14 protein-coding genes are annotated in these 17,013 nt (G+C 62.1%); 3 read left to right on the top strand and 11 right to left on the bottom strand.

Features of this window, described 5'->3' with window-relative positions; all coding sequences use genetic code 11:
- Position 1: 1 nt before the first annotated feature.
- The 10 genes from surE to rlmD all read right to left on the bottom strand — a co-directional run bounded on the left by surE (position 2) and on the right by rlmD (position 11,577).
- A complete protein-coding gene (gene surE / locus J9893_RS15900) occupies positions 2–763 on the bottom strand; it encodes a 5'/3'-nucleotidase SurE (protein ID WP_041211067.1) in 762 nt (253 codons plus the stop codon).
- On the bottom strand, positions 744–1,802 hold the full coding sequence (truD, locus tag J9893_RS15895; RefSeq protein WP_210599782.1) for a tRNA pseudouridine(13) synthase TruD: 1,059 nt from the start codon (positions 1,800–1,802) through the stop codon (positions 744–746). The genes surE and truD overlap by 20 nt, the downstream gene beginning before the upstream one ends.
- Positions 1,802–2,278 carry a 2-C-methyl-D-erythritol 2,4-cyclodiphosphate synthase gene (gene ispF, locus J9893_RS15890; protein ID WP_010675626.1) on the bottom strand — a complete coding sequence of 159 codons (477 nt, stop codon included), beginning with the start codon at positions 2,276–2,278 and terminating at the stop codon, positions 1,802–1,804. The genes truD and ispF overlap by 1 nt, the downstream gene beginning before the upstream one ends.
- 58 nt (positions 2,279–2,336) lie before the next feature.
- Positions 2,337–3,068: a 2-C-methyl-D-erythritol 4-phosphate cytidylyltransferase gene (gene ispD, locus J9893_RS15885; RefSeq protein WP_210599744.1), complete on the bottom strand. Its 732-nt coding sequence runs from the start codon at positions 3,066–3,068 to the stop codon at positions 2,337–2,339.
- Positions 3,061–3,378, bottom strand: a complete 318-nt coding sequence (gene ftsB, locus J9893_RS15880; RefSeq protein WP_010675628.1) for a cell division protein FtsB — start codon at positions 3,376–3,378, stop codon at positions 3,061–3,063. The genes ispD and ftsB overlap by 8 nt, the downstream gene beginning before the upstream one ends.
- Before the next feature lie 177 nt (positions 3,379–3,555).
- A complete protein-coding gene (gene eno / locus J9893_RS15875; RefSeq protein ID WP_005335583.1) occupies positions 3,556–4,857 on the bottom strand; it encodes a phosphopyruvate hydratase in 1,302 nt (433 codons plus the stop codon).
- Positions 4,858–4,946: 89 nt separating this feature from the next.
- Positions 4,947–6,584, bottom strand: a complete 1,638-nt coding sequence (gene pyrG / locus J9893_RS15870; RefSeq protein ID WP_039041042.1) for a glutamine hydrolyzing CTP synthase — start codon at positions 6,582–6,584, stop codon at positions 4,947–4,949.
- 141 nt (positions 6,585–6,725) lie between these two features.
- On the bottom strand, positions 6,726–7,523 hold the full coding sequence (gene mazG / locus J9893_RS15865; protein WP_210599745.1) for a nucleoside triphosphate pyrophosphohydrolase: 798 nt from the start codon (positions 7,521–7,523) through the stop codon (positions 6,726–6,728).
- 171 nt (positions 7,524–7,694) lie between these two features.
- A complete protein-coding gene (gene relA, locus J9893_RS15860; protein ID WP_010675631.1) occupies positions 7,695–9,905 on the bottom strand; it encodes a GTP diphosphokinase in 2,211 nt (736 codons plus the stop codon).
- Between the two features lie 349 nt (positions 9,906–10,254).
- Complete coding sequence (rlmD, locus tag J9893_RS15855) at positions 10,255–11,577, bottom strand: 23S rRNA (uracil(1939)-C(5))-methyltransferase RlmD (RefSeq protein ID WP_113068966.1); 1,323 nt, start codon at positions 11,575–11,577, stop codon at positions 10,255–10,257.
- Between the two features lie 269 nt (positions 11,578–11,846).
- Here rlmD and barA point away from each other — a divergent pair, with 269 nt between their 5' ends.
- The 3 genes from barA (at position 11,847) to J9893_RS15840 (ending at position 16,040) form a co-directional block, all read left to right on the top strand.
- Positions 11,847–14,567 (top strand): two-component sensor histidine kinase BarA, encoded by a 2,721-nt coding sequence (gene barA, locus J9893_RS15850; protein WP_210599746.1) that lies wholly within the window; start codon positions 11,847–11,849, stop codon positions 14,565–14,567.
- A 64-nt stretch (positions 14,568–14,631) separates the two neighbouring features.
- Positions 14,632–15,117 carry a DUF1456 family protein gene (locus tag J9893_RS15845; RefSeq protein WP_010675634.1) on the top strand — a complete coding sequence of 162 codons (486 nt, stop codon included), beginning with the start codon at positions 14,632–14,634 and terminating at the stop codon, positions 15,115–15,117.
- Positions 15,118–15,149: 32 nt separating this feature from the next.
- A complete protein-coding gene (locus tag J9893_RS15840; RefSeq protein WP_210599747.1) occupies positions 15,150–16,040 on the top strand; it encodes an N-acetylmuramoyl-L-alanine amidase in 891 nt (296 codons plus the stop codon).
- Between the two features lie 140 nt (positions 16,041–16,180).
- On the opposite strand, the gene pdxJ is transcribed toward J9893_RS15840, so the two are convergent.
- Positions 16,181–16,918 carry a pyridoxine 5'-phosphate synthase gene (gene pdxJ / locus J9893_RS15835; RefSeq protein WP_201890308.1) on the bottom strand — a complete coding sequence of 246 codons (738 nt, stop codon included), beginning with the start codon at positions 16,916–16,918 and terminating at the stop codon, positions 16,181–16,183.
- Positions 16,919–17,013: the final 95 nt, after the last annotated feature.

Raw genomic sequence — 17,013 nt, 5'->3', positions numbered from 1 at the left:
GTCATCCCTGCAGATCCAGCCACGCGCCCAGGGTCGACAGACTGCCGTAGGCCGTCATGTCGATGGTCAGGGGAGTGATGGAGACATAACCCTGCTCGATGGCGGCAAAGTCCGTTCCCTCTCCTGCATCCTGCTGGTTGCCGGGGGGGCCAATCCAGTAGACGGGCTGACCACGGGGATCCTCGGTGCGGATCACCGACTCCGCCCGGTGGCGATTGCCAAGACGCGTCACCCTGATCCCCTTGATCTGCTCGAGCGGCAGATCCGGCACATTCACGTTGAGGATCTGATCCGCAGGCAACGGATGCACCATCAGCCCCCGCACCAGCTGGGCGGCGTAGTGGGCCGCACTGGCGAAATGGGTCTTGCCCACCAGCGATACGGCGATGGAGGGGAAACCAAGATGGCGCCCTTCCGTCGCGGCCGCCACCGTCCCCGAGTAGATGACGTCATCCCCCAGGTTGGCCCCGTGATTGATACCGGCCACCACCATGTCGGGCTCAGGGCGCAGCAGTTCGTTAACCGCCAGATGAACGCAGTCGGTCGGCGTCCCCTTGACCGCATAACTCTTGATGCCGTGAAAACTGGACGCATCGAGGCGGGTGACCCGCAGCGGCACTTCCAGCGTCAGGGAGTGGCTGGCACCGCTGCGGTTGCGATCCGGTGCCACCACCACGACCTCGCCACAGGCACGCAACGCCTCGCTGAGGGCGCGAATGCCCTCGGCGTGTACCCCATCGTCATTACTGACCAGAATTCGCATCGGTTGAGTTCCTGAAACCGTGATCGGCCTCTTCGGCCTGCATTAATTCGCGTACCACGCTGGTGGCAAAGGCGCCGGCCGGCAGGAAGAACGACAGGGTCAGCACCTCGTCCTCCCGTTGCCAGCTCATCTGCTCCGGCTTGAGCAGCAGCGGGCGCCTGTCCTGATCCAGCCCGGCTTTCTCCAGTCCTTCGCACCAGTCACCATAAGGAGCCAGCACTTCTTGCTCGAACTCGGCAGCCGCGCCCTGGCTCGCCAGACGGCCACGGCCCCACTGGGGAGCGGTCAGCTGCACGTCCCCGGAGGCAAGGCGCGCCTCCAGCTCGGGGGTCACGCTCTCTTCACTGAAGATGGAGTGGCTGCCCTTGAGCATCACGCAGTCGCCAGCCAGCAGCTGATGGGCCAGCCCCTGCTCGATGCGGGCGCTGACGATGGCATTGAACAGCATGCTGCGGGCGGCGGACAGATAGAGGGAGCGCTTGTTGCGATCCTTGACCCGCTTGCCGGCGAACATCGCCTTGGCGGCCTCCAGGTTGTTGCCACCGCGGCCGAAACGCTGCTCGCCGTAGTAGTTGGGCACCCCCTGGGTTGCAATCGCCTGCAGACGGGATTCCAGCCCGTCGGCCTGCTCCAGCCCGGTGAGGCGCAGGGTGAAGTGGTTGCCCTTGAGATAGCCGACCCGCAGCTTCTTGTTGTGGCGCTTCACCTCAAGGATCCGGATGTTGTCGTTCTCGATGACCGAGAGATCCGGCTCGCCCTTGCCCGGCAGATGGATGCCGAACCACTGTTCGGTCACCGCATGGCGATCTTTCAGACCAGCCCAGGTCACCGCATTGCGGGCAACCCCGGCCGCATCGGCCAGCAGGCCAGCCACCCAGGCGGTATTCTCGCCGGTTTTGCGTACCCGGACGAAGATGTGTTCCCCCTCGCCGCAAGGTGCAAACCCGAGATCTTCATTGACCACGAAGTCGGCGGCCTCGGCCTTGAGGATGCCGCGAGCAGTGGGCGTCCCGTGCAGATAGGCAAGTTGTTCAAGCATCATTGTTTCACCAGCAAGACGACGGCTTCGGTGGCGATCCCTTCCTTGCGCCCCGTGAATCCGAGTTGTTCGGTGGTGGTCGCCTTGACGTTCACCCGGTTCAAATCACATTGCAGATCCGCGGCCAGCACGGCGCACATGGCGTCGATATGGGGGGCCATCTTGGGGGCCTGGGCGATGATGGTCACATCCAGGTTGCCGATGGCATAACCTGCGAGCTGCACGCGGGCAAAGACATCCCGCAGCAGGATGCGGCTGTCGATGCCCTTGAATTCGGCGGCGGTATCGGGGAAGTGGCGGCCGATGTCGCCGGCGCCGATGGCCCCCAGCAGGGCATCGCTCACCGCATGCAACACCACGTCGCCATCGGAGTGGGCCAGCAGGCCCTGTTCATAGGGCACCGCCACCCCGCCCAGCATGCACGGACCAACCCCGCCAAACTTGTGAACATCAAAACCATGTCCGATCCGCATCATGCCTGCGCCCTCCTCAATACACGGAAATCTGTCTCATCAAAACCATGTCCGGTGCGGATCATGCCTGCTCCTCTGGGGATGAATCGGGTCGTGCCGACCGGCACGCACGTTGTTGCTGTAAATAGAGCCCGGCCAGGGAGAGATCTTCCGGCCGGGTCACCTTGATGTTGTCGGCCCGCCCTTCCACCATGCGCACGGGGAAACCGGCGCGTTCCATGGCGGAGGCTTCATCAGTGATGGCGGCGCCGAGCGCCAGCCCCTCCTCCAGCGCCCGCTTGAGGGGGCGGACCAAAAACATCTGGGGCGTCAGGGCATGCCAGAGCTGCTCGCGATCCACGGTGGCGAGGATATTGCCGGCCGCATCGGTGCGCTTCATGGTATCGCGCACCCGGCTGCCGAGGATGGCACCGCCAGAGGCCATGGCGGCAGCAATGAGCGCATCGAGATCCTCGTGGGTCAGACAGGGCCGGGCCGCGTCATGCACCAGTGCCCACTCCCCTTCTGCAACGTGCAACGCATTGAGCACGGAGTAGGCACGCTCGCTTCCCCCTTGCACTCGCAGCACCCGCGGATCGGTTGCCGCGGTCAAGGTCTCAAACCAGCGGTCGTGGGGCGCCAGCGCCACGATCACACGGGCGATGGCGGGATGGGAGAGCAGACGCTCCAGGGTGTGCTCCAGAATGCATTTCCCTGCCAGGGAAAGGTACTGCTTAGGGCAACTGGCCCCCATGCGACTGCCAATACCGGCAGCCGGGACGATGGCGGTCAGGCCGCTCAGGCTATCAGTCATCGTAGGGGGCACCATCAGGCTCCGTCACCTGATCCTTTTCTTTGGGAATGATTCGGTAGAAGGTCTCGCCCTGCTTGATATAGCCAAGATCGTTGCGCGACAACTCCTCGATGGCCTCAAGGCCAGAGGTAAGATCGTCGATTTCCCGGTAAATCAGACTGTTGCGATCCTTGAGTACCAGGTTGTCCTGTTGCTGCCGCTCGATGGCGGTGGAGAGTTCCCGATAGTCGGAGAGGCCGTTTTTCCCCAGCCAGAGGTCATATTGCAGCCCTCCCAACAGGAGGAGCAGGATAAGAGTGAGTAGCCGCATGCACTGAGTCTCCTTCAAGCGGCCTAGTTTCCCATATTCGCAGGCAAGACAAAAGAAAGCCTGTGTGCCGGATGGGTTGGTCGGAATAAAAAATGCAGGTCGCACACGCCCATAAGCGCAGAACGAAAAAGCCCCGCCAGATGGCGGGGCTTTGTGAAGCATGAGCGCAGGCGAAAATTAAGCCTGGTTCTTCACTTCTTTCAGACCACGGAACGGAGCCTTGGCACCCAGGGCTTCTTCGATACGGATCAGCTGGTTGTACTTGGCAACACGGTCAGAACGGCTCATGGAACCGGTCTTGATCTGGCCAGCAGCGGTACCCACAGCCAGGTCGGCGATGGTCGCGTCTTCGGTCTCACCGGAGCGGTGGGAGATGACGGCAGTGTAGCCAGCGTCTTTGGCCATCTTGATGGCAGCCAGAGTTTCGGTCAGGGAACCGATCTGGTTGAACTTGATCAGGATGGAGTTGGCGATGCCGTTGTCGATACCGCGCTTCAGGATCTTGGTGTTGGTTACGAACAGGTCGTCACCCACGATCTGGATTTTCTTGCCCAGTTCGGCGGTCTGGTAGGCGAAGCCTTCCCAGTCGGATTCGTCCAGGCCATCTTCGATGGAGACGATCGGGAACTTGGTGGTCAGGTCAGCCAGGAAGTCGGAGAAACCGTTGGAGGTGAAGACACGACCTTCGCCCTTCAGGTTGTACTCTTTCTTCTCTGCGTCGTAGAACTCGGACGCAGCGCAGTCCATGGCCAGGGTGATGTCGGTGCCCAGTTTGTAACCGGCAGCGGCAACGGCTTCAGCGATCACTTCCAGCGCTTCGGCGTTGGATTTCAGGTTCGGAGCGAAACCACCTTCGTCACCGACGGCAGTGTTGTAGCCCTTGGACTTCAGCACTTTGGCCAGGTTGTGGAACACTTCTGCGCCCATGCGAACGGCTTCTTTCAGGGTCTTGGCGCCAACCGGCTGGATCATGAACTCCTGGATGTCGACGTTGTTGTCGGCGTGCTCACCACCGTTGATGATGTTCATCATGGGCAGCGGCATGGAGTAGACACCCGGGGTGCCATTCAGCTCGGCGATGTGGGCGTACAGCGGCATGCCTTTGGCAGCAGCGGCAGCTTTGGCGTTGGCCAGGGAAACAGCCAGGATGGCGTTGGCGCCGAACTTGGATTTGTTCTCGGTACCGTCGAGGTCGATCATGATCTGGTCGACAGTGGCCTGGTCCTTGGCATCTTTACCCAGCAGAGCCTGAGCGATCGGGCCGTTGACGGCTTCGATGGCTTTCAGCACGCCTTTACCCAGGAAACGGCTCTTGTCGCCGTCACGCAGTTCCAGCGCTTCGCGGGAACCGGTGGACGCGCCAGACGGAGCGGCTGCCATACCAACAAAACCACCTTCCAGGTGAACTTCGGCCTCAACGGTCGGGTTACCACGGGAGTCGATGATTTCACGACCGATCACTTTAACGATCTTGGACATGTGTATTTCCTCAGGTTTCGTAAAAAAACAACAAAAATATGCCAAAAAAAGCGGCTGTGGCACAGAGCCCCAACCGCATTTATTTTCAATTACTTCAAATTACGCTTCTGATACTCGCCCGCCGCCTTCACAAAACCGGCGAACAGGGCGTGGCCATCACGGGGAGTCGAGGTGAACTCCGGGTGGAACTGCGCGGCCACGAACCAGGGGTGATCCGGGATCTCGATGATTTCCACCAGCTTCTTGTCGGCGGAGAGACCGGTCACCTTCAGACCTGCCGCTTCAATCTGCGGCAGCAGCTTGTTGTTCACTTCATAACGGTGACGGTGGCGCTCGTAAATGGTCGGGCTGCCGTACATCTGACGCACCTTGGAGTCTTCCACCAGGTGGCAGAGCTGGGAGCCCAGACGCATGGTACCGCCCAGATCGGACTTCTCGGTCCGGGTCTCGACGTTGCCTTCGTCATCCACCCACTCGGTGATGAGACCGACCACGGGGTACGGGCTGTCTTTCTTGAACTCGGAGGAGTGAGCCCCTTCCATGCCCGCCACGTTACGGGCGTATTCGATCAAGGCGACCTGCATGCCCAGGCAGATACCGAGGTACGGGATCTTGTTCTCGCGGGCATATTTGGCGGCCAGGATCTTGCCTTCCACGCCGCGTTCGCCGAAGCCGCCCGGTACCAGGATCGCATCCAGACCTTCCAGCAGCTCGGCGCCACGGGTCTCGATGTCCTGGGAGTCGATGTACTTGATGTTGACGGAGAGACGGGTCTTCAGGCCACCGTGCTTGAGCGCTTCGTTGACGGACTTGTAGGCGTCCGGCAGGGAGACATACTTGCCCACCATGCCGATGGTGACTTCGGCAGTCGGGTTGGCCTCTTCATAGATGACCTGTTCCCACTCGGCCAGGTCGGCTTCTTTGCACTCGATGCCGAAGCGCTCGGTGATGTAGCCGTCCAGCCCCTGGGATTTCAGCAGCGCCGGGATCTTGTAGATGGAGTCGACATCCTTCATGGAGATGACGGCGCGCTCGGGCACGTTGCAGAACAGGGCGATCTTGGCACGCTCGTTGGCCGGAATGGCGCGGTCGGAGCGGCAGATCAGCACATCCGGCTGGATACCGATGGAGAGCAGCTCCTTCACGGAGTGCTGGGTCGGCTTGGTCTTCACCTCGCCGGCGGCGGCCAGGTAAGGAACCAGGGTCAGGTGCATGAACATGGCATTGTTGCGACCCACGATGGCCGCCAGCTGACGAATGGCTTCAAGGAACGGCAGGGACTCGATGTCGCCCACGGTACCGCCCACTTCGACGATGGCAACCTGATGGCCTTCGGCACCGGCAATCACCCGCTCCTTGATGGCGTTGGTGATGTGCGGGATCACCTGGATGGTGGCGCCCAGATAGTCACCACGACGCTCCTTGCGCAGCACGTCTGCATAGATGCGGCCGGTGGTGAAGTTGTTGCGGCGGGTCATCTTGGTGCGGATGAAACGCTCGTAGTGGCCCAAATCCAGATCGGTTTCGGCCCCGTCCTCGGTTACGAACACTTCACCATGCTGGGTCGGGCTCATGGTGCCCGGATCCACGTTGATGTACGGGTCCAGTTTCATGATGGTCACATCCAGACCACGGGCTTCCAGAATGGCTGCCAGAGAAGCTGCGGCAATGCCTTTGCCGAGGGATGAAACAACGCCACCAGTCACAAAAATATATTTGGTCGTCATGCTGAACCTGAAAGAAGTTTAGGGAATTTTAAGGGGTGCTTCGGGGATGAAGCAGGACGGGGAAACAGTATACCAAAACCCCCACTCCCAAACAATGAACAAAAATCTATCAGGCTCCCCGCCGCCCCGTCTTGCGCCAAATCAACTTTGCTCGGTTTCCTTGGCCTTGTTCCAGGCCTCGTCCAGCTTCTCCAGGGAGCAATCCGTCATTTTCAGACCTTCTGCGGCAATAAAGTGTTCAACTTGACGAAAACGACACTCAAACTTGGTGTTGGCAGCCCGCAGCACCTGCTCGGGATCCTTGCCCAGATGACGCACCAGGTTGACGGTGGCAAACAAGAGATCGCCGAGCTCGTCGCTCACCCGCTCCTCGTCCACGTCGACCATCAGCGCCTCTTCCATCACCTCCTCGATCTCCTCGTGGATCTTGTCCACCACGGGCCCCAGGGTCTTCCAGTCGAAACCGACGGTGGCGCAGCGCTTCTGGATCTTGGCTGCCCGGGTCAGGGCAGGCAGGGAGAGGGGGATATCGTCCAGCACGCTCTCCTTGTCGAGCGCCGCCCGCTCTTTGGCCTTTTCCGCCTCCCAGTTCGCTTTTACCGCCTGCTCGTCACCGAGGTCGGCATCGGAGAAGACATGGGGGTGGCGGCGAATGAGCTTCTCGCTCACGGTATCGACGATGTCGGCAAAGTCGAACAACCCCTGCTCCTTGCCGAGCTGGGCATAGAACACGACCTGGAACAGCAGATCACCGAGCTCCCCCTTCAGCCCTTGCCAATCTTCGCTCTCGATGGCATCCGCCACCTCGTAGGCCTCCTCCAGGGTGTGCGGCACTATGGTCTGGAAGCTCTGCTTGAGATCCCAGGGGCAGCCCCCGTTCGGGTCACGCAATCTGGCCATGATGTCGAGCAGTTGGGGAAGGTCGTAGCGTTGGGACATGGGCAACTCACTTTCGATTCGGTAAATGGGGTTCATGAATATCCGCTCACGCCACTGTTCCACATGATCTGGAGCCATGGCGGACGGAGATGGGGCGCGTGATATCCGTCTTCAATGCTCTGCAAGGAGGGAGAAAATGCAGACCGGCCACTGGGGCCGGTCGGTTGAGCATTACAGCCGCTTGGCGCTGATCACGTCGTTGAGCTGACTGAGCTTGGCCAACGCCCGGTTGAAGGCGTTGATGTTGTAAATCTCCAGCTCCATGTCTATTTCGGCGGTCTGCTCGCGCACGTTGGAGCGCGAACGCACTCCCATCACGTTGATCTTCTCGTTGGCGAGCACGGTGGTGATGTCGCGCAGCAGGCCGGACCTGTCGTTGGAGAGAATGCGGATGGTGAGACCGTAACCGCCGGAGTAGTTCTCCCCCCAGACCGCATCGATCAAGCGCTCCGGGTTGCGACGCGACAGCTCCTTGAGCTGCTCGCAATCCTCCCGGTGGATGGAAACCCCCCGTCCCATGGTGATGAAGCCCTGGATGGCGTCCCCCGGGATGGGCTGGCAGCAGCGGGCGATGTGAGTCATCAGGTTGCCCACCCCTTCCACCACGATGTGATCCTTGGGTTTGGGGCGGAAGGGCACATTGGCCTTCTGCTCCAGCTTCTCCAGCAGACGGCGATCTTCTTCTTCCGCCGTCGGCTTGTTGTAGCGGGTGTCCAGATAATTGAGCAGCTGGTTGATGCGGATGTCGCCGCTGCCGATACCGGCCAGCAAATCTTCCAGCTCCTCCGCATGGAAGCGCTCCAGCACCACCTTGTCCACCTTGGATAGGGTGAGGTTGTGTCTGTCCAGCTCTTTCTCCAGCAGCTCCTTGCCAGCGGCGATGTTCTTGTCCCGGTCCAGCTTTCTGAACCAGGTGGCCACCTTGGCCCGCGCCCGGCTGGAGCGCAGGAAGCCGGCGTTCGGGTTCATCCAGTCGCGGCTCGGGTTCGGCTCCTTCTGGGTGATCACCTCCACCTGGTCGCCGGTCTGTAGCGTATAGGTGAAGGGGACGATACGACCGTCGATCTTGGTGCCGATGCAGCGGTGACCGATCATGCTGTGCACGTGATAGGCGAAGTCGAGCGGCGTCGCCCCTGCCGGCAGGTCGATGACATCGCCCTTGGGAGTGAAGACATAAACCCTGTCCTCGAACACCTGACTGCGCAGATCGTCCAGCAAGGAGCCGCTCTCCGAGAGATCCTCCTGCCAGGCGAGGAGTTTGCGCAGCCATTCGATCTTGTCTTCGAAGGTGCTGGTCTTGGCAGCGGCCTGGGCCCCTTCCTTGTAGCGCCAGTGCGCGGCGACACCGAGCTCCGCATCCTGATGCATCTGCTCGGTACGGATCTGGATCTCCACCGTCTTGCCCTCCTCCCCCACCACCACGGTGTGGATGGACTGGTAGCCATTGGGCTTGGGATTGGCGACATAGTCGTCAAATTCGCGGGGAATATGGTGGAAATGGGTGTGAACGATACCGAGCGCCGCGTAGCAATCCTGCAGCCGCTTGGTGATCACCCGCACCGCGCGCACATCGAACAGCTCGTTGAATTCGAGGTGCTTCTTCTGCATCTTGCGCCAGATGCTGTAGATGTGTTTCGGTCGGCCATAGACCTCGGCCTCGACGCCGGCCTCGGCCAGGGCATCGCGCAGGGACTGCACGAATTCGCGGATGTAGCGCTCGCGATCGAGGCGTTTCTCATCCAGCTGTTTGGCGATCTGCTTGTAGGTGTCCGGGTGCAGGTAGCGGAAGGCGAGATCCTCGAGCTCCCACTTGAGCTGACCGATACCGAGGCGGTTCGCAAGGGGGGCATAGATGTTGGTGATCTCCTGGGCCATCAGCACCCGGGTCTCCTCATCCGCTTTCTTCGCCTCACGCAGGCAGGCGATGCGCTCCGCCAGCTTGATGACCACGGCGCGCACGTCCTCGACCATGGCGAGCAGCATGCGGCGCACGTTGTCCACCTGCTCCGGCGAGGTTTCGCTGCGGTGAAGGGTTTGCAGGGAGCGGATGGCCTCCATCTCCAGCACCCCTTCCACCAGCTTGGCGATCTTGGGGCCGAAGTCCTCGTTCACCTTTTCCTGGCTGATGAGACCGGCTTCGACGAAGGGATAGAGAATGGCGGCCTTGAGGGTGGCGAGATCCATGCTGAGCATCAGCAGGATGCCCACCATCTCGACCCCGCGCACCAGCAGGCGGTTGGTGAGCGCTTCGTCACCCAGGGTCAGGCAATACTGGTAGACGGTTCGCAGCTGATTCTTGTCACTTTCACTCAGGGTAAGGGAACTGACCCACTCATCCAGAGTGAAATTGTCTTTCAAATGAATATCGCGCACCGCAACCATGGTATCAATCCTTAAAAGTGTGGGGTCGAAAGCCGATGCTCTCCTCATCCCCTCATCAACTGATGACTGCCTCAAATGGGGATGCATGAAAGAGTTTTCAAGGCATGTCACCGCGCAAGGTGACAGGGCTCTTCCCCGCATCCGACCCACTATCGACGACCTAGATTACCCTAATCACTCCCGCTCAAACAGCGCTGCCGCCGCTGGAAAACCAAGATAACCGCATGCTGCCCTGCCCGTTGAAGGCAGCGAAAAACACCTGTTTTACCTCACTCTGGCAGCATCATGCACATCGAAAAATCATCACGACCGCATCTTGATTCATCCAGAATAATGCGGTCGCCTCGACTCAGCCCCGTTCGAACAGCGCCATGGACTCCAGATGACCGGTGTGGGGGAACATGTCCAGCATCCCTAGACGGGTCAGCTTGTAGCCCCCCTGCACCAGCACCTGACTGTCACGGGCCAGGGTGACCGGGTTACAGGAAACATAGACCACCCGTTTGGGGGAAAGTGCCACCACGTGGCTCATCACCTCCAGCGCCCCGGGTCTGGCCGGATCCAGCAGTACCAGATCGAACCCTTCCCGGGCCCAGGACATGCCTACGATGTCGCCGCTCAAGTCCGCCTTGTAGAAGCGGGCGTTGTCGATGCCGTTGCGGCGGGCATTCTCCTGTGCACGCGTCACCATGGCGAGCTCCCCTTCCACCCCCACCACTTCGCGGGCCTGACGGGCCAGCGGCAGGGTGAAGTTGCCGATGCCGCAGAAGAGGTCCAGCACCTTGTCATCCTTGCCTGCGTCGAGCCAGCTCAATGCCTGCTCCACCATGCGCTGGTTGACGGGCCCGTTGACCTGGATGAAGTCGCCGGGAGCGAATGCAAGAGACAGGCCATCCAGCGTGTAACTTGGCTGAGACTGTTGACGCAGAGGTTCGATCTGCTCGTCCGCCGCCTGCAGATAGAGGTCTATCCCCTGGGCGGTGGCAAACTCAGTCAAGTGCGCCCGGTCCGCCTCGGTGGGGCGACCGGTGTGGCGCAGCAGCATCAGAATGCCCTGCTCCCCCTGAATGAGTTCCGCATGGCCCAGTTCGCGCTGGCTCTTCAGCCGATTGAGGCATTCGCGCAGAGGGGCGATAAGGGCAGAGAGGGGCTCGGCCAGCACAGGGCAGCCGGCAATCTCTACCAGATCGTTCGACTGGCGACGACGAAAGCCCACCCGGGTGCAGCGACCGTTCTTGTCAAACTTGATGGCCAGACGGCAGACCCGGCGGTAGGCGCGGGGCTCCCCCGTCAGCGCAGGTGCCAGCGCCGGCGCCTGGATGTTGCCAAGGCGCTCGAACAGGCTGACCAGTCCCGCCTCCTTGGCCGCCAGTTGATCTCCCTCTCCCAAGTGCTGGGCACTGCAACCGCCACACTCGCGATAGTGGTCGCAGAAGGGGGCGACCCGGTTGGCCGCCGGGGTCACCACCTGTTGCAGGGCGGCGTGAGCATAGTGCTTCTTGTCGTCGATGATGCGAGCCTTGATGGCCTCGCCGGGCAGCGCCCCTTCGACGAAGATGGCCTTGCCCTGATGACGGCCGATGCCGACACAGTGGTGATCCAGACTGTCTACCGTAAATTCAATACGTTGGGGCTGGGTGGATTTCTTTTGGGGCTTGAAAAACTGGGCCATAAAACTTGGTGCCTATAGGTGGCTATGTCATGATTGTGGAATCTGCGGCAGACCATTGTCCCACAAGAATAATCGTATGACCAAATACGGCCTGAGGGCCCGAGCCGCGGCATCCGCCCCATCGTCCATTCTGACCAAAAGTGGCCCATTGATATGACCGGATACGGCCTGAGACCCCGTACAGCGACAGTGACTGTATTGCCTGCCCGACCCCGGTGCCTGCATGCGCCCCGGGTCATGGCTTCTCTTGCGAAAGGCGGGTCGGCGGCATGACCAAGTACGGTCTCAGGGCCCGGGTGCTGGCCTTCACCATCTTGCCGACCCTCATCATCGGCGGCCTCATCGCCGGCTATTTCACCTTCCACCGCTATCAGCAGCTGGAAAACAACCTCATCGATCAGGGCATCAACATCATCGAGCCCCTGGCCATCGCCAGCGAATACGGCATGACACAGCACAGCCGCGAATCCCTCAAGCGGCTGATCGGGCTCACCCATCGCAAGAACTCGCCCTTCATCAAGTCCATCGCCGTCTTCACCCAGGAGAACCAGCTGTTCGTGACGTCCAACTACCACAGGGACTTCAGCCAGCTTCGTCTGCCGGACGGCAGCGTCATCCCGGCCCTGACCAGCGTCTCCGTCAACGGCGATGACATCATACTGCGCACCCCCATCCAGGCAGAGACCAGCCTGGACGGCTTCCCGCTGCCAAGCGATCTGGAGCCGCCGGTCATCGGCTACATCTCCATGCAACTTGCCACGGACAGGGCCATCGTCCTGCAGTACCGCGACGCCTTCTTCGCGGTCATCATCGTGCTCATCGGGCTGGCCATCAGCGCCCTGTTCGGCTTCCGTCTGGTCAAGAGCGTGACCCAGCCCATCACCGACATGGTGCAGGCGGTGCACCGGATCAGGGAGGGGCGGCTCGATACCCGGGTCAGCGGCCAGCTCACCGGCGAGCTGGACATGCTCAAGAACGGCATCAACGCCATGGCCAAGGCGCTCTCCGAATATCACGAGGAGATGCAGCAGAACATCGATCAGGCGACGTCGGATCTGCGGGAGACCCTCGAGCAGATCGAGATCCAGAACGTCGAGCTCGACATGGCGAAGAAGCGCGCCCAGGAGGCGGCCAGGGTCAAGTCCGAGTTCCTCGCCAACATGTCCCACGAGCTGCGCACCCCGCTCAACGGGGTCATCGGCTTCACCCGCCAACTGCTCAAGACCAGTCTGACCCCGAGCCAGACCGACTACATGCAGACCATCGAGAAGTCGGCGCGCAACCTCCTTGGGATCATCAACGACATCCTCGACTTCTCCAAGCTGGAGGCGGGCAAGCTACAGCTCGAGCACATCCCCTTCAGCCTGCGGGATACCCTCAACGAGACCATGCACCTGCTGGGGCCGAGCGCCCACGACAAGCAGCTCGAACTCTCCCTCCAGGTGGATGCCGCCGTGCCGGACTACCTCACCGGCGACCCCATGCGTCTGCAGCAGGTGCTCACCAACCTCACCGGCAACGCCATCAAGTTCACCGAGCGCGGCAACGTGGACGTGCGTGTCGAGAAGACCGGGGAATCCAGCGGCAACAAGGTGCGCCTGCGGGTGCTGATTCGCGATACCGGCATCGGCATCTCGGAAGAGCAGCAGCGCCAGTTGTTCCAGGCCTTCAACCAGGCAGACTCCTCCATCTCCCGCCGCTATGGGGGCACCGGGCTCGGGCTCGTCATCACCCAGAAGCTGGTGCAGCAGATGGGGGGCCAGATCCGCTTCGAATCCGAACTCGGCAAGGGGTCGGTCTTCTCGTTCCACCTGGATCTGGATGTCTCTCCCCTGCCACAGAGCGAGCGGCTTCCGCTGGATCGCATCCAGGGCAAGCGGGTCTGGCTGCTGGAGCCGGATCCCTTCACTCACGCCTCCCTGCTCGCCCTGTTGGGAGAGTGGCACCTGGATGTGCACTCCCTGACGGTGGACGAGGAGTGGCCCCCGATGAACAGCCAGGACATGGTGCTCATCGGCAGCAGCACCCTGCACAGCCCACAGCAGGTGATTGCCCGTCTCGACGGACTGGACGGCCAGCAGAACACCATAGTGCTGCTCAGCAGCCACGAGCCGGCCCTCTACGACGCCATGCTGGCCCACGGCGCCGTCCACTGCCTCTCCAAGCCCATCAACCATCGCAAGTTGCTGCACGCTCTGCTCTCCCCCGAGGCGGTACGCCGTGCCCCCCTGCCCGCGCCGACGCCGCGCAGCGTGCAGGCGGTCAAGGTGCTGGCGGTGGATGACAACGCCGCCAACCTCAAGCTCATCGCCGCCATGCTCAAGGAGATGGTGACCGAGGTGGTGGTGTGCAAGAACGGCAAGGAGGCGGTCAACCTGGCCCAGAGCCAGCCGTTCGACATCATCTTCATGGATATCCAGATGCCCGTCATGGACGGCATCAGCGCCACCCAGGCGATCCGCCACCACTCCCTCAACACCGAGACCCCCATCGTCGCGGTCACCGCCCATGCCATTCCCGGTGAGCGGGAGCGCCTCATTCGCCAGGGCATGGACGACTACCTAGCCAAACCCATCGACGAGGGGATGCTGGCGCAGCTCATCACCGACTTCGCTCACCGGCGGCACCAGAATCACGGGGATCAGCAGATAGACTGGCCCCTCGCCGTGCGTCAGGCCGCCGGCAAGCCAGCCCTCGCCCGGGAGATGCTGACCATGCTGGTGGCCAGCTTCGACGAGGTGGAGCCCATCCTGGCGGCGGCGCTGGAAGGGAGTGTCGACGATGCAGACGTGCTGGCCCAGCTCCACCGCCTCAACGGTGGCTGCGCCTACTCCGGGGTGCCGGGTCTGCAACGCCTGCTCTCCCAGCTCGAGCAGCAGCTGCGCGACGGGGTCGCCGTGAGCGATCTGGAGCCCGAATTGCTGGAGCTGCAGGATGCTCTGGAGCAGGTGAGGCAAGAGGCCCCCCGCTACCTGGCCCTGACCGACTGAGGCGCTTTTTCTGACTGGACAGGCGGCAGGTGGTAACATCTGCACCGTTTCCACAGGAGTCAACATGACCAACAACGATATTCTGCGCCGCCTGCGCTATGCCCTCAGCATCAGCAACGACCAGATGGTCGAGATCTTTGCCAAGGGCAATCTGGCCATCACCCATGCCCAGTTGCACGGCTGGCTGATGAAAGAGGCCGAAGAGGGCGAGGCACAGGAAGCGGGCTTCGCCGCCTGCCCGGACTCGGCACTGAGCCAGTTCCTCGACGGCTTCATCGCCCTGCGCCGCGGTGTGCGAGAAGATGCCCCGCCCCAGGTGATCCCGAACCGGATCAACAACAACCTGATCCTGCGCAAGCTGCGCATCGGCCTCAACTACAAGGAAGAGGAGATGCTGGGCACCCTCAAGCTCGCGAACTTCAACCTCTCCAAGTCCGAGCTGAGCGCCCTGTTCCGCGCCAGGGATCACAAGCACTATCAGGATTGCGGGGATCAGATCCTGCGCAACTTCCTGATTGGCCTCACCGCCAAATACAGGCCCGGGCCCTGATGACCGCCTCCGGCCAGGTGCGAGGCTAGACCATGGGCTGGCGCCGCCTGCTGACTCCACGCCCGTCGGCGAGCGGCGGCGTGTGCCGGTTCGCGGCGCGCTGGTTCTGGTCACTGCCCCTCATCCTGCTGCTCGGCGCCTGCCAGCCTGCACCCTATCGTCTCAATCAGGAGCATCAGAGCGCCAGCCAGAACGAGCGCATCGCCTTTCTCATCCTGCACTACACGGATGAAGAGGATGCCCGCTCCCTGCGCCTGCTGACCGAGCCGGAGCACAAGGTGAGCGCCCACTACCTGATCCCCCGCGACACCGACGAGCAACCGTTCCCGGTCTACCAGCTGGTGCCCGACAGCCAGCGGGCCTGGCACGCCGGACGCAGTCGCTGGCATCACTACGCCGGGCTCAACGCCAGTTCGCTCGGTATCGAGATAGTGAATCTCGGGTATGACGAGAAAGACGCGGCCCTGCCCGCCCATCTGAGACACTGGCAACCCTATCCCCCTGCCCAGATCGCCGCCCTCGGCGCCCTCGCCCGGGATCTGATCGAACGCTACCAGATCCCCCCCACCCAGGTGCTGGCCCACAGCGATGTCGCCCCCGAGCGCAAGCAAGATCCCGGCCCCCGGTTCCCTTGGCGCGAGCTCGCCCTGCGCTACGGTGTCGGCGCCTGGCCCGACGAGGCCCGGGTGGCCGAGCTGCGCCAGACGCAGCTCAATCCCTGGGATGCGCTGCAATGGCAGCAGCAGCTTGCCCGTTACGGCTACGGCCTACCCCAGCACGGCGCCTGGGATGAGCAGAGCCGCGCCGTCCTGCGCGCCTTCCAGCTTCACTTTCGCCCCGCCCTGGTCACCGGCGAGCCGGATGCCGAGTGCCAGGCCATCCTCACCGCCCTGCTGGAGCGCTACTTCCCGGAGCCAGGCTGAGACGCCCCTTCCCTTTCGCCCTCTGCACACGGATGCCCGGCCCCATGCCAGATGAGCTCGGGGTTCACCCCGCCTTCCACTCCTGAAAACCACAAGGGACGCCGAAGCGTCCCTTGTGGTTGCGATACCTGCGAACGGCATCAGATCCCCTGACGGGCTTCCTGCATCAGCGCACGCATGTCGCTGACCGCCTTGGCCAGACCGTCGAAGGCGGCGCGGCCGATGATGGCGTGACCGATGTTGAGCTCATAGAGCTCGGGGATGGCGGCGATAGCCTTGACGTTGTGGTAGTGCAGACCGTGGCCCGCATTGACCTTCAAGCCCTTGCCAGCGGCGTAGGAAGCACCGGCGGCGATGCGCTTGAACTCGGCGTTGCGCTCGGCATCCGTGGTGGCATCGGCGTAGCGGCCGGTGTGGATCTCGATGAAGGGAGCACCGCTCGCGGCGGCCGCATCGATCTGCAACGGATCCGCATCGATGAAGAGGGATACCTGAGCACCGACGGCCGCAAGACGGGTCACCGCATCGGTCACCTTGTCCAGCTGGCCCGCCACGTCCAGACCACCCTCGGTGGTCACCTCGGTGCGCTTCTCCGGCACCAGGCAGACGAAGTGGGGCTTGATGCGGCAGGCGATGGCGATCATCTCCTCGGTCACCGCCATCTCCAGGTTCATCCTGGTCTGGATGGTCTGGCGCAGGATCTCCACGTCCCGGTCGGTGATGTGGCGGCGATCTTCCCGCAGGTGGACCGTGATGCCATCGGCACCGGCCTGCTCGGCCACGAAGGCGGCCTGTACCGGATCCGGATACTGGGTGCCGCGGGCGTTGCGCAGGGTGGCGATATGGTCGATGTTCACACCCAGGTAGATCTCGCTCATTGCTTACTCCTTGATACAGGTCATCTGTGAATGCCGGAGCGGGTGGTGCCCGCTCCTCTGTCCATGTGCCGCCGCAGGCCGGTTCTGGCCACGGC

Origin of the sequence: Aeromonas sp. MaB10011B, assembly GCF_017939325.1 — a bacterium.
In the GTDB taxonomy this organism is placed as follows: Bacteria; Pseudomonadota; Gammaproteobacteria; order Enterobacterales; family Aeromonadaceae; genus Aeromonas; species Aeromonas caviae.
Note: the sequence above shows the minus strand (reverse complement) of the source record. Positions and strands in the feature narration are given on the sequence as shown.